The sequence below is a fragment of the Serratia marcescens genome (assembly GCF_001902635.1).
GTDB lineage: Bacteria > Pseudomonadota > Gammaproteobacteria > Enterobacterales > Enterobacteriaceae > Serratia > Serratia marcescens_F.
Genome location: NZ_MJAO01000002.1, coordinates 212,140 through 225,508, shown reverse-complemented (window position 1 = coordinate 225,508; position 13,369 = coordinate 212,140). Strand labels below are relative to the sequence as shown.

The following is a 13,369-nucleotide window of genomic DNA, read 5'->3' as shown; positions in this document are numbered from 1 at the left end:
AGCAACATCACCATGCTCAGCGATGGGCTTATCTGGCGACAGGAGAGACCGGTTATGGATATGAAGCTTGCGGATAAACGCGCCTTGGTCTGCGCTTCCAGCAGCGGGTTGGGGTATGCTTGCGCCGCCGCGCTGTTGAAAGAGGGGGCAAGCGTCTGGATCAACGGGCGCAATGCGCAGCGGTTGGAAGCGGCTCGGCGGCGCCTGTTGGCGGAAATCGGCGGCCGCGTGCAGGCGGTGGCCGCCGACATCACCACGCAGGAAGGGCGTGCGGCCCTGCTGGCGGCCTGTCCGGACGCCGATATTCTGGTCAATAACAATGCCGGCCCGGAGCCGGGCAACTTCTTCGGCTTCGATGAGCAAGCGTGGTTGACGGCGCTGCAGGGGAATCTGCTCGCGCCGCTGATGTTGATCCGCGCGCTGACGCCGGGGATGCGGGCGCGTAAATTCGGCCGCATCATCAATATTACCTCGGCGATGGTCAGCACGCCGCGTGGCCACATGACGCTGTCCGCCGCCTCACGCGCGGGTCTGACGGCGGCTTGCAAGGGGCTGTCGCGCGAGTTTGTCGCCGACAACGTCACGATCAATAACCTGTTGCCCGAACGTTTCGATACGCCGCGCCAGCAACAGATGGCGCATATTGCCATGGAACAGCGCGGCATCACCTTCCAGCAGGCGCGGCAGAGCCAGATCGACTCCATTCCCGCCGGGCGAATGGGGTTGCCGGAAGAGTTCGGCGCCGCCTGCGCCTACCTGTGCAGCGAGATGAGCGGATATATGACGGGACAAAACATGCATCTGGATGGCGGCGCCTATCCCGCCTTGTTATAGCAAAGCAACGATAAGAGAGCGCAATGAACAATAAACCTACGGAAAACCCGCTGCAGCAGCAGGGGGAGTTCAAAAGCCTGAGCGGCGCCGCGGTGGCGTTGATCCGTCGCCGCATTATCGATGGGCAATATCAACCCGGCAGTAAACTGGTGATCGGCAATATCTCCGCCGAACTGGACATCAGCCCCGGCCTGGTGCGTGAAGCGTTGTCGCGGCTGGTGACCGAAGGCCTGGTCACCGCCCATGAACAGCGCGGTTTCCGCGCCAGCGAGGTATCGCTGAAGGAATTGCAGGACATTACCGCCAACCGGCAAATGATCGAAACCCACGCGCTGCGGCTGTCCATAGCCAACGGCGATGCCGAATGGGAGGCGGGGATCATCGCCGCGTTTCACCGCCTCAAACGCAGCCCGCGTCTGGAGGATGAGAGCCAAACGCACGCCTGGAGCCAGCTTCACTACGCCTTTCACCGCAGCCTGCTGATGGCCTGCGGCTCGCCGTGGATGTTGCGCTTCTCCGATCTGTTGTTCGATCAGTCCGAGCGCTATCGCCGGCTGCGTTTCGGTTATGAACTGGCCGGTGCAGAGCCGGCGCGTGACGTGGACGGCGAGCACCAGGCGATCATGGACGCCGCGTTGGCACGGGATGCGGATCGTGCGGCCGCGTTGCTGGCCCAGCACTATCAGCACACCGCGCAGCGGATTATCGAACAGACGGACAATCCCGCTTTCAATGGCGGCTCCACGCGATAGGAGATCCCATGCGAATCGTCAGTTTTATTGCCAGCGGGCGCAGCGGTTACGGCCTGCTGCGTGGAGAAGATGAGATTGTCGATGGCAGCGCGCTGCTGCCTTATCCCGATGTCCGCAGCGCGTTGGCCGCCGGCGGCATGGCGGCTTTTGCCCCGCTGCGCGACGCGCCGGCCACGCTGAAGGCCGCAGAGGTCAGTTGGTTGCCGCCGATCGTCAACCCGGAGAAAATCCTCTGCGTCGGCCTCAATTATCGGCCGCATCTGCTGGAAACGGGCCGTGAAGCGCCCGACCATCCGACGCTGTTTCTGCGGTTGCCCGCCTCGCAGGTAGGCCACTGCCAGCCACTGCTGATCCCGGCGGAATCGACGAAGCTTGATTATGAAGGCGAGCTGGCGGTGGTGATTGGCTTGGGCGGGCGGCGCATTGCCGAACACGATGCCCTGCGGCACGTCGCCGGCTATGCCTGTTACAACGACGGCAGCGTGCGCGACTGGCAGCGCCACAGCTCGCAGTTCACGGCCGGTAAGAACTTCAGCGGCACCGGCGCCTTCGGCCCGTGGTTGCTGAGTGCGGATCGCGTGCCCGAGCCGAGCGCATTGCAGCTGGAAACTCGCGTCAACGGCGCGGTCATGCAGCAGGCTTCGCTGGCGGAACTGATCTTTTCCATCCCGGCGTTGATCGCCTACTGTTCAACCTTTACCGCGCTGGCGCCGGGCGACGTGCTGGTGACCGGCACGCCCGGTGGCGTGGGTGCCTTCCGCCAGCCGCCGCTCTGGCTGCAGGCCGGCGATCGGGTTGAGGTGGCGATCGCCGGGCTCGGTACGCTCAGCAATCCCGTTATTCACGATACCGACGCCTGACGGCGCTCGCTCATACCCACCCGACGAAGCAGGAGGAGTACGATGGCTGATATTCACATTCTGCCGCAGGTTTCCGCCTTTTTGGCGCAGGATCACGGGCAATTTATCGATGGACAGTATCGCACGACGGCCAACGGCGAGCGCTTGCCGGTGATCAATCCGGCCAACGGCAGGACGATAGCCGATGTGGCGTCGGCCTCTGCCGACGACGTAGACCGGGCGCTGGAGAGTGCCGGGCGCGCGTTGCAGGGGGAATGGGGCCGCTGTTTGCCCGCGCAACGCCAGCAGATATTGCTGCGTTTTGCCGATCTGCTCGAGGCGCATCGCGAGGAGTTTGCTCAACTGGAGTCGTTGACCAATGGCAAACTGATCGGCGACGCGCGTCGCTTCGAGGTTGACCATACTTGCGTTTTCATCCGGTATTACGCGGGCTGGGCCACTAAACTGCACGGCGAAACGCTGATGCCGTCCATCCCTTCGTTCGCCGGCGAACAGTACACCGCCATGACCTACCGGGAGCCGGTGGGGGTGGTGGCGGCGATCGTTCCCTGGAACTTTCCGGTGATGATCGCCATCTGGAAAGTCGCCGCCGCGCTTTGCACCGGCTGCTGCATCGTGCTGAAACCGAGTGAGTTCGCGCCGTTGACGCTGCTGCGTCTGGCCGAGTTGGCCCATCAGGCCGGCGTGCCCGCCGGGGTGTTCAATGTGGTCAACGGCGGGCGCCAGGTCGGGCAGTGGTTGATCGAACATCCGCGCGTCAATAAAGTCAGTTTCACCGGTTCCGTGCCCGCCGGCATCGCTATCGGCCAGGCGGCGCTCAAAGCCGATCTGACCCGCGTGACGTTGGAGCTGGGCGGCAAAAACCCGGCGGCGTTTCTCGCCGACGTCGATGCCGATCGGGCGGTGGACGGCATCATGCTCGCCGGTCTGGTGCATCAGGGGCAGGTTTGCTCATCCGCAGAGCGCTTTTATATCCACGCTTCGCGCTTCGACGAAATCGTCGAACGGGTGATCGCGCGCGTTGAAGCGCTGCGCATCGGTTCGCCGCTGGATGAGGCGACGCAATACGGGCCGTTGGCCAACCAACCGCACTTTGCCCGTATGCAGGCGCTGTTCGAACGGGCGCGGCAGGGCGGCCAGGTGCTGAGCGGCGGGCGGGCGCTATCGGGGGACGGTTTTTACGTGACGCCGACGGTGATCCGTGCCCGCGGGCATGACGATCCGCTGATGCGCGAAGAGGCGTTTGCCGGCGTGCTGAGCTTTATGCCGTTTGACGACGAAGAAAAGCTGCTGCATTGGATGAACGACAGCGCCTACGGCTTGTCCGCCAGTATTTGGACCAATGACTTCAGCAAAGCGCTGCGCCTGATGCGGCGTATCGAGGCGGGCATGGTGTGGATCAATTCGCATACCATCATGGATCCGGCCGTGCCGTTCGGCGGCTGGAAAGCCTCCGGCATCGGCCGCGAGTTCGGCAGTGCGTTTATCGAATCCTACACCGAGCTGAAATCCGTCATCATGTGTTACTGAGCCCTACTGAAGCGGGGCCGGGCGCCCCATAAGGAGCGGTAATGAGCCGAATACCGGTTACCCAGTACGATCCGCCTTTCGCCATCACCCGCGCCAGCCACCTGGTGCTGACCTCGCAAGACCTGGCCGCCAGCGAGCGGTTTTATACCCAGGTGGCCGGTATGGTACTGACGCACAAGGACGATCGACGGCTGTATCTGCGCGGTTTGGAAGAGGCCTGCCATCACAGTCTGGTGATCACCTACAGCAAGGCGGAACCCCACTGCGAGCGCATCGGCCTGCGGGTGTTTCAGGAAAAAGATCTGGCAGCGGCCAAGCAGTTTCTGGATCTGCAGGGCCTTGAGAATCGCTGGGCGGAGGTGCCTTTTCAGGGGCGTACCCTACATTTCACCGACCCAGTAGGCACGCCGATCGAACTGTGCGCCACCATGCCGGTCGTACCGCGTCTGCACCATCAGGTGCATCTGTACCGCGGCGGCAGCGCGCAGCGGCTTGACCATTTTCAACTGCATACCCCCTATGTGCAGCGGGCGGCAGAATTCTACATGACGCAGTTGGGGTTTCGTGCCTCGGACATCTATTTGAACGAGCAGGGGTTGGGCGCCGCCTTTTTGCAGCGCAAGGGCAATACGCAGGATTTGGTGTATTTGCATGGGCCGGGGCCGCGCCTGCACCACTTCGGCTATACCATTCCGGATTCTCAGGAGATCCTGCGCGCCTGCGATACCGCCGGCAACATGGGGTTTGGTGACGCGGTGGAGAGAGGGCCGGGCCGGCACGGCATGGGGCACGTGCTGTTCGTTTATCTGCGCGATCCCGACGGGCATCGTCTTGAGTTGCATAACACGCCGTATCAAATGATCGATATTGAGCTGGAGACCAATCTGCTGGAGGCGGATCAACGCCAGCAACTGCTGCCCTGGGGGTTGCCGCCGCAGCGCAAATGGGTGGCGGAAGCCAGCACTTTCGCCGGCGTGGCGATCGAGCATCCTTCCGGCGGTGGCTATCCGCTGGTGTTGGAAGAGTATCTGTCGCGTATTTGAGGCAATAAAAAGCCGATAACGGGCGTTATCGGCTTGAACGAGCAGGCTGCGCGACGTTACGCCGGCAGCTGCTGCGCGGTTTTCTCGACCAGCGCCAGCAACAGCTTGATGTCTTCCAGCGTCACTGTCGGGTTCAGCAGCGTCATCTTCAGGCAGGTCACGCCATCGAACTCGGTCACGCCGACGTTGGCGCGGCCCGATTCCAGCAGGGCGTCGCCGATGCGCTGGTTGAACAGGGCGACGGCCGCGTCGCCGTTGGCCGCCAGCGGCGCCGGACGGTAGCGGAACAGCACGCTGGCCAACTGCGGCTGCATCACCAGTTCCAGCGATTCCTGATCGGCGATGTAGCGCGCCACCTGTTGCGCCAGCGTCACGCCATGATCGATGATCTCGGCATATTGCTTCTGCCCCAGCGCTTCCAGCCCCATCCACAGCTTCAACGCATCGAAGCGGCGGGTGGTCTGCAGCGACTTGGACACCAGGTTCGGCACGCCTTGCGCTTCGTCGAACTCGGAGTTCAGGTAAGCCGCCTGGTAGCGCATCAGCTCATAGTGGTGCGCGTCTTTCAGCAGGAAGGCGCCGCAGCTGATGGTCTGGAAGAACTGCTTGTGGAAGTCCAGCGTGATGGAGTCCACCAGTTCCAGGCCGTCCAGGTAGTCGCGGTACTGCTCGGAGAGCAGCAGTGCGCCGCCCCAGGCCGCATCCACGTGCACCCAGATCTGCTGCTCCGCCGCCAGCCGCGCGATGTCGCGCAGCGGGTCGATCGCCCCGGCGTCGGTGGTGCCGGCGGTCGCGACAATCGCCATGACCTGCTCGCCGTTGGCCTTGGCCTGCGCCAGTTTTTCCGCCAGATCGTTCACGTCCATGCGGGCGAAGCGATCGGTTTTCACCAGGGTGACGGACTGATAGCCGAGGCCCATCAGCGCCATGTTCTTCTGCACCGAGAAGTGGGCGTTTTCAGAACAGAACACCTTCAGTTTGCGCAGATCGCCCACTAGGCCGTCCTGCTGCACGGAGTGGCCCTGACGCGCGAAGAACGCATCGCGCGCCAGCATCAGCCCCATCAGGTTGCTCTGGGTGCCGCCGCTGGTAAACACCCCGGCGTCGCCGGGTTGGTAACCGACCTGGGCGCGCAGCCACTCGATCAGCTTCATTTCGATCAGCGTGGCCGACGGGCTTTGATCCCAGGAGTCCATGCTCTGGTTGGTGGCGTTGATCAGCACTTCGGCAGCCTGGCTAATCACCAGGCTCGGGCAGTGCAGGTGCGCCACGCACTGTGGGTGGTGCACCGACAGGCTGTCTTTCAAAAAATATTCGATGGCGCGTTCGATCGCCGCCTGGTTGCCCAGGCCCTGCGGGTTGAAGTCGAGCTTGATGCGCTCGCGCAGTTCGGCAACGGTTTTGCCCTGATACATCTCAGGTTGTTGCAGCCACTGCACGACGGCTTCGCTGCTCTGCGCGATCGCCTGGCGGTAAGCCTCGGCGCTGTGCGCCGAGGAAGCCAGAATCGGGTTTAACTTGGACATCGCGGTCATTCGCTCCAATCAGACTGGCTTGACGCCGGCGGCCAACAGCGCCTGCTCAAATTTATCCAGGAAAATGCCCAGCTCATCATTGGTGATCAGCAGGGAAGGCAGCAGACGCAGCACGCAGCCGTTGCGCCCGCCGCGCTCCAGGATCAGACCGGATTCGAAGCATTTTTTCTGCAGCAGCGCGGACAGCTCACCATCGGCCGGGTAGCAGCCCATGTGATCCTGCGCTTCGTTCGGCTTGACGATCTCGATGCCGATCATCAGGCCCAGACCGCGGACGTGACCGATCACCGGATAACGTTTCTGCAGATCGGCTAGTTTGCCTTTCAGCCATTCGCCCTGCGCGGCCACTTTGTCGGCGACCTTGTGCTCTTTCAGGTATTGCAGGGTAGTCAGGCCGGTGGCCATCGCCAGCTGGTTGCCGCGGAATGTGCCGGTGTGGTGACCCGGTTCCCAGGCGTCGAACTGTTTCTTGATGCCCAGTACCGCGAGCGGCAAGCCGCCGCCGACCGCTTTCGACATCACGATGATGTCCGGTTCGATACCCGCGTGTTCGAAGGCAAACAGCTTGCCTGTGCGGGCGAAGCCGGCCTGAACTTCGTCGATGATCAGCAGAATGCCATGCTCTTGCGTCACTTTGCGGATGCGCTGCAGCCACTCGGCCGGTGCCGGGTTAACGCCGCCTTCGCCCTGAACGGCTTCCAGGATCACCGCGGCCGGCTTACGCACGCCGCTTTCCACGTCGTTGATCAGGTTGTCGAAGTAGTAGGTCAGCGCCTTGACGCCGGCTTCGCCGCCGATGCCCAGCGGGCAGCGGTATTCATGCGGATAAGGCATGAACTGCACTTCCGGCATCATGCCGTTGATTGCCGCCTTCGGCGACAGGTTGCCGGTGACCGACAGCGCGCCGTGGGTCATGCCGTGATAACCGCCGGAGAAGCTGATCACGCCGGAACGGCCGGTGTGTTTTTTCGCCAGCTTCAGCGCGGCTTCCACCGCATCGGCGCCGGAAGGGCCGCAGAACTGCAGGCAATACTCTTTGCCTTCACCCGGCAACAGAGAGAGCAGGTAGTCGGAGAAACGATCTTTTAACGGGGTCGTGAGATCGAGGGTATGTAACGGCAAGCCGCTGGTAATGACATTTTGGATGCTTTGCAGGACGTCGGGGTGATTATGTCCAAGAGCCAACGTTCCCGCCCCAGCCAGGCAATCAAGATATTGATTATTCTCAACATCAGTGATCCAAACGCCCTGGGCTTTCGCAATTGCCAGCGGCAATTTACGCGGATAACTCCTAACATTCGACTCAAATTCGGCTTGACGCGCCAAATAGGTTTCATTGTTTCCGTTTAATGAGTTTGCAACTAAAGTATCAATACGGACTTTATCCGTCATCATATCTCTCCTACAACCGAAGGTCTCAACACGCTCCGATTGAATTAATGAATTAGAAAAGTAACTGCCTTGTGAAAAGCGCGTCCAATATATGGCTTTTTCGCCTGGGACTCAATAGCCGATTTTGTTTTGAATTGTTTAGTTTTTTCTTAGGTTCATCAATATGTTGTTGATTTATTGACCGTTGGTTTTTGCGGCAAAAAACAACATATTGTTAACATAATGCAAAAGCCCTTTCCGGCGCCAACCCGGAGGCGCCTTTAATGCGTTTATTAATAAGGTGAATTTCCGGTTAATAACATAAATAGAAAATAACGGCTTATTTTCATCTATTCACCACATTAAGTCCTATAGCGTTTATATACACAAAGTTTGTGATGAATATAAACGGTTGAGCGTTAAAAGCGCCGTGTCCAGGGCGGTGATTTTTCTCAGATTTCACGTAGCGCGATCAAAATAGCGTGATTTTTATGCAGTGCCGGCCTGTTCGCCGGCGTTGCTGTTGTTAACGTTGCCGTAACCATGCGTGGTAGCGCCGCAGGATGCGGCGGGTGCGCCACCGATCGACGATCAGCGTGAACAGTGGAGAATAGCGCACGCTGCGCGACCGGTCGTCGCTCAGCGCCCGCATTCGGCGCTTGACCAACGCCATGCGGGCGAGCGACGCCATTGCTTTGCTGCGCCAGGCGACCGGGGCGGGCAACGCATGGGGCGCCGCGCCGGTTTGCCAACGCTGCGGCAGATCGGGCACTTCCGCCATGGCGGTGGCGATACCGGCAACGGCGACGCCGCTGTCGAGCACCCGCTGCGCCACCGACGGGCGGGCGATGCCGCCGGTGGTCATCACCGGCATGCGGGCTACCGCGGCGAGATCGCGGGCGAAGGTCAGAAAATAGGCTTCACGCGCCAGGGTGCGGCCATCCGCCGTTTCCCCTTGCATCGCCGGGCTTTCATAACTGCCGCCGGACAGTTCGATCAGATCGACCGGCAGTTCGTTCAGCATCAGCACCACCTGGCGGGCATCGTCTGATGAAAAACCGCCGCGCTGAAAATCGGCGGAGTTAAGCTTGACCGCCACGCAAAAGCCCGGCGAGACACGCTCGCGCACCGCGCGCACCACTTCAAGCAACAGGCGGGCGCGATTCGCCAACTCGCCGCCCCAACGGTCGCTGCGCTGGTTGGTCAGCGGCGACAAAAACTGGGAAATGAGGTAGCCGTGCGCCGCGTGGATCTCCACGCCGGTAAAGCCGGCCTGTTCGGCGGCGTGCGCGCTGGCGGCGAAGCGGGCGATAACCTCGGCGATCTGCGCTTCATCCATAGCCTGCGGCTGGGCGAACAGCTTGCTGTGTTTGCCCATCGCCAGCGGAATGGCGGAGGGGGCCCACGCGTTGCCGCCCATGTTTGCCATCACCTGGCGGCCCGGATGGTTGAGCTGCATCCACACCTGTGCGTTGCCCTGGCGTGCGGCCTTGGCCCAGGTTTTGAAGGGGGCGAGCGGCGTGTCTTGTTCCAATACCACGCCACCGGGGCCGGTCATGGCGCGGCCGTCGATCATCACGTTGCCGGTGATGATCAAACCGGCGCCGCCTTCAGCCCAGTAGCGATACAAACGCCACAGTGCGGGGCCGGGCAGTTGGCCCTGGTCGGCCAGATTTTCCTCCATCGCCGCCTTGGCCAGACGGTTGGTCAAGCGGCTGCCGTTGGGCAGAATCAGTGGGGTAAACATCGGATGTGCGCTCCTGTCGTGAGGTGAATACCGCTATACTAGGTTTAAAGTTAACTTTAAGGTCAATAGGGTATGAGAGCGGAGAATTGACGGATCGCACCGGCGATACGCTACTACGCACAGCAGGGGCTGATGCAGGGCGGCGATGCCCGGCTGGTGGAAAACGGAGCGGCGTGAATCATTGCCCGGCTGTTATTTAATTTTTTCTATCTTAATATAATTAACAATCTCACCATTTCATTTTGAACGGAAAATAAATTCCGTGAAAAAAAGACATTACAGGAAAAGGCGCTAAAATTTATCTGATAACTTATTGCCGTTTAACGAATATAACGTTGAACATCATTCCCGAAAGGAAGTGCAATGAAACCAGAACAGCCTGTAGCCAATGTGCCGAGCGTTAGCGATCTGAGCGCACAGATTGAAAATAACCTTAAATATCAACTTTGTGTCCCTTTGAAAGCGGCAACTGACAGGGATATTTTCAATGCTGTTGCGCTGACCATTCGCCATTATCAATACGATGACTTCCTGAATACGCACCAAAGACAGCGGGCGGAAAAAAAGAAACGTCTTTATTATTTGTCGATGGAGTTCTTACTGGGCCAGTCGTTGCGCAATAACCTGATCAATACCGGCTTGTTGACGAATATGCGGCGAGCGGTCGCCGCGTTAGGCTTCGACTTCGACAGTATCGTGGATGAAGAACCCGATGCGGCGTTAGGCAATGGCGGGTTGGGGCGTTTGGCCGCCTGTTTCATCGATTCGATGGCCACCCTGGATATTGCCGCCTCCGGGCACGGCATCAAGTACGAGTATGGGCTGTTCAAACAGGCGCTCCACGACGGCAGGCAGGTCGAACAGCCGGATGACTGGCACTCCACGCACTCGCCGTGGTTGGTGGAACACCATGCCCAACAGATGTTGATCCCCATCGGCGGCCGCGTGGAGCACGGGGAAGACACCGAAGGCAACTACAACCCGATGTGGATGGACTGGCGGATTATCGTCGGTGTCCCGCACGACTATTTCGTTTCCGGCTATCAAGGCTCGGCGACCAATAAACTGCGCCTTTACAGCGCGTTGGCTTCCGACTCCTTCAATATTCACATCTTCAACCGGGGCGACTACATCAAGGCGGTGAGCGAGAAAATCGCCTCCGAGAATATCTCGAAAATACTCTACCCGGCGGATGAGGCGTTGACCGGCAAGGAACTGCGCCTTACGCAGGAATATTTCCTGGTCGCCTGCACGCTGCGGGATGTGCTGGCCGATTACGCCGCTGAAGAGGCGCCTATCACGGCGTTGCCTGAGCGGGTGGCGATCCAGCTTAACGACACCCATCCCGCCCTGGCGGTGGCAGAACTGATGCGTCTGTTGGTCGATGAGCATCAACTGCCGTGGGAGCAAGCCTGGGACATCACGCAGCGAACCTGCGCTTTCACCAACCACACGCTGATGCCTGAAGCGCTGGAAACCTGGTCGGTGAGCCTGTTCGAAAAGCTGCTGCCGCGCCATCTGCAGATCATTTATGAGATTAACCGGCGTTTTCTGGCGGAGGTCGCCGAACGTTGGCCCGATCAACCGCAGCTGTTGCCGTCGCTTTCGCTGTTTGCAGGCGAGAACGATAAGAAGATGCGCATGGCCAACCTGGCGATCGTCGGCAGCCATCGGGTTAACGGCGTGGCGAAGCTGCATTCGGAATTGATCAAGAAAAATCTGGTGCCGGATTTTTATTTTATCTCACCGGAAAAGTTCATTAACCAGACTAACGGCGTGACGCCGCGCCGCTGGGTACAGCAGGCCAACCCGCCGTTGGCGGCGTTTTTACATCAACACCTGGGGGATGAATGGCCGACTGATCTGCAACAGCTGGCCGGCCTGGAAAAATTGGCCGACGACATCGGCGCGATCGACGAGATACGCACGATAAAACGCGCCAACAAGGTTGCGTTGTGCCAGCTGATCGCCCAGCGGCACGGTATCCATCTCGATCCGATGGCGATGTTCGACTGCCAGGTGAAGCGGATCCATGAATATAAACGGCAATTGCTGAACATCCTCCACGTGATAGACCTTTATCTGGAGATCAAGGAGGGCGGTAAAACCATCGCGCCCAAAGTGCATCTGTTCGCCGGTAAGGCCGCACCCAGTTATGCGGTGGCCAAGCTGATCATTCAACTGATCGGCGCTGTGGCGCAGCGCATCAACCAAGACTCGCGCGTCGGCGGCCAACTGAAGGTGGTGTTCCTGGAGGACTATAAGGTCTCGCTGGCCGAACGCATTATTCCCGCGACCGACCTGTCCGAGCAGATCTCAACCGCCGGCACCGAAGCCTCGGGCACCAGCAACATGAAGTTCGCGCTCAATGGCGCGCTGACCATCGGCACGCTGGATGGGGCGAACATCGAGATCCGCGATGCGGTTGGGGAGAGCAATTTTTACCTGTTCGGCGCCACCGCCGAGGAAATCGACGCCATCAGGCACAACGGTTACCACGGCGGCGATCATTATCGCAACAACCCGCGTATCGCCCGCGTGGTGGACTCGCTGACGTCGGGGCTATTCGCGGCCGATACCGAGCTGTTTGCCCCGCTGCGTCACATTCTGACCACCAGTGACTATTTCTGCCACCTGCAAGATTTCGAGAGCTATCGGCTGGCCCAGCAGCGGGCGGCGACCGATTTCGACGAGCCGGAACAGTGGCATCGTCGCGCGCTGTTGACGATCGCGCGCATGGGCGGTTTTTCCAGCGATCGCACCATTCGTGGCTATGCCAGGGATATTTGGGGGATGAATTACTGATATGACCACCCGTTTTTTGCGGCGCCTGTCCCCGCTTGCCGGCTGTCTGTTCAGCGTTTGCGGCTGGGCGGCGGACACCGCGCCTAACCAGCCGGCGGTGCGGGTGTTCACCAGCCCCTGGGCGCGTCTGTTTTCCGGCAGCGAGTCGTCTTTTTCCACGGCGTTAACCTATAACTCCGATTTGGCGCGGCATGAGGTTTATGTGCCTACGGGGCGCGATTCTTCCGAGATCCGTGATAAGTACAATCAGCGTCTGTTGCTGAGTATGCAGTATTCGCCACTGAGCTATTTCTTCGTCAACATGACGGTGCGCGTGCCGCTGCAGGATACCAACAAATACAGCACCGACTTCGTCTACAGCTTCGGCTACGATGACTGGCATCCGGGCACTTTCAGCCTGGTATACGGCAACTATAACGAAAATAACCATTTTTATACCACCAGCGGCGCCAGACACACCTATTTTGAACAAGGCGCCTGGACCTTCGCCTATAAGTTCGCTCTGCCGGACAGCCTCGAAAAGCACCTGTTGATCAACAAAGAAGACGCGCTGATCTGCCAGGTGGGGTACAGCTATGTCCCGCGCTACTTTTCCCTGGCCGACGGCGACATCAAACGTAACAAAAGTTCGCTGTTGGCCAGCTGCGGCTACACGCTGCTGCAACACTACTTTCTGCGCGTGTCGTCGTTCTATTACCCCGACAACCAGCAACAGCAACCCTGGGATTACGATTACACCTACAGCATCGGCTATGTTTCCAGTTATTTGCCGGGCGCGGTTTCCATACATTATGACAACTACACCGGCACGCGCTACCCGTGGCGCAGAGACGCCAATGCCAATTTTCGTAGCGGGACGATCAACCTGAGCTGGACGCTCCCGTTTTAAGCG

Annotated in this window: 10 protein-coding genes; 7 read left to right on the top strand and 3 right to left on the bottom strand. The window is 59.8% G+C overall.

All coding sequences use genetic code 11. The annotated features are described in order from the left end of the window. Positions 1 to 54: 54 nt before the first annotated feature. Genes BHU62_RS02655 through BHU62_RS02635 form a run of 5 tightly spaced genes read left to right on the top strand, consistent with a single transcriptional unit; the run spans position 55 to position 5,019 of the window. The gene (locus tag BHU62_RS02655; RefSeq protein WP_073529021.1) at positions 55 to 834 is read left to right on the top strand and encodes an SDR family oxidoreductase; all 780 of its coding nucleotides are present in this window, start codon (positions 55 to 57) and stop codon (positions 832 to 834) included. 23 nt (positions 835 to 857) lie between these two features. Continuing rightward, the gene (locus BHU62_RS02650; protein ID WP_073529020.1) at positions 858 to 1,586 is read left to right on the top strand and encodes a GntR family transcriptional regulator; all 729 of its coding nucleotides are present in this window, start codon (positions 858 to 860) and stop codon (positions 1,584 to 1,586) included. 8 nt (positions 1,587 to 1,594) lie between these two features. Continuing rightward, positions 1,595 to 2,446, top strand: a complete 852-nt coding sequence (locus BHU62_RS02645) for a fumarylacetoacetate hydrolase family protein (RefSeq protein ID WP_073529019.1) — start codon at positions 1,595 to 1,597, stop codon at positions 2,444 to 2,446. A 42-nt stretch (positions 2,447 to 2,488) separates the two neighbouring features. After that, positions 2,489 to 3,976 (top strand): aldehyde dehydrogenase family protein, encoded by a 1,488-nt coding sequence (locus tag BHU62_RS02640; protein WP_073529018.1) that lies wholly within the window; start codon positions 2,489 to 2,491, stop codon positions 3,974 to 3,976. 41 nt (positions 3,977 to 4,017) lie between these two features. After that, positions 4,018 to 5,019 (top strand): VOC family protein, encoded by a 1,002-nt coding sequence (locus tag BHU62_RS02635; protein WP_073529017.1) that lies wholly within the window; start codon positions 4,018 to 4,020, stop codon positions 5,017 to 5,019. Positions 5,020 to 5,075: 56 nt separating this feature from the next. Here BHU62_RS02635 and BHU62_RS02630 read toward each other — a convergent pair whose 3' ends face one another. The 3 genes from BHU62_RS02630 to BHU62_RS02620 form a co-directional block, all read right to left on the bottom strand. Beyond that, positions 5,076 to 6,545, bottom strand: a complete 1,470-nt coding sequence (locus BHU62_RS02630; RefSeq protein WP_073529110.1) for a pyridoxal phosphate-dependent decarboxylase family protein — start codon at positions 6,543 to 6,545, stop codon at positions 5,076 to 5,078. A gap of 18 nt (positions 6,546 to 6,563) precedes the next feature. Then, positions 6,564 to 7,946: a diaminobutyrate--2-oxoglutarate transaminase gene (locus BHU62_RS02625; protein ID WP_073529109.1), complete on the bottom strand. Its 1,383-nt coding sequence runs from the start codon at positions 7,944 to 7,946 to the stop codon at positions 6,564 to 6,566. A 505-nt stretch (positions 7,947 to 8,451) separates the two neighbouring features. After that, a complete protein-coding gene (locus tag BHU62_RS02620; protein WP_073529016.1) occupies positions 8,452 to 9,672 on the bottom strand; it encodes an NADH:flavin oxidoreductase/NADH oxidase family protein in 1,221 nt (406 codons plus the stop codon). 363 nt (positions 9,673 to 10,035) lie between these two features. Here BHU62_RS02620 and BHU62_RS02615 point away from each other — a divergent pair, with 363 nt between their 5' ends. Beyond that, on the top strand, positions 10,036 to 12,477 hold the full coding sequence (locus tag BHU62_RS02615; protein WP_073529015.1) for a glycogen/starch/alpha-glucan phosphorylase: 2,442 nt from the start codon (positions 10,036 to 10,038) through the stop codon (positions 12,475 to 12,477). 1 nt (position 12,478) lies between these two features. Further along, entirely contained in the window at positions 12,479 to 13,366 is an 888-nt protein-coding gene (locus tag BHU62_RS02610) for a hypothetical protein (RefSeq protein ID WP_236720596.1), read from the top strand. Positions 13,367 to 13,369: the final 3 nt, after the last annotated feature.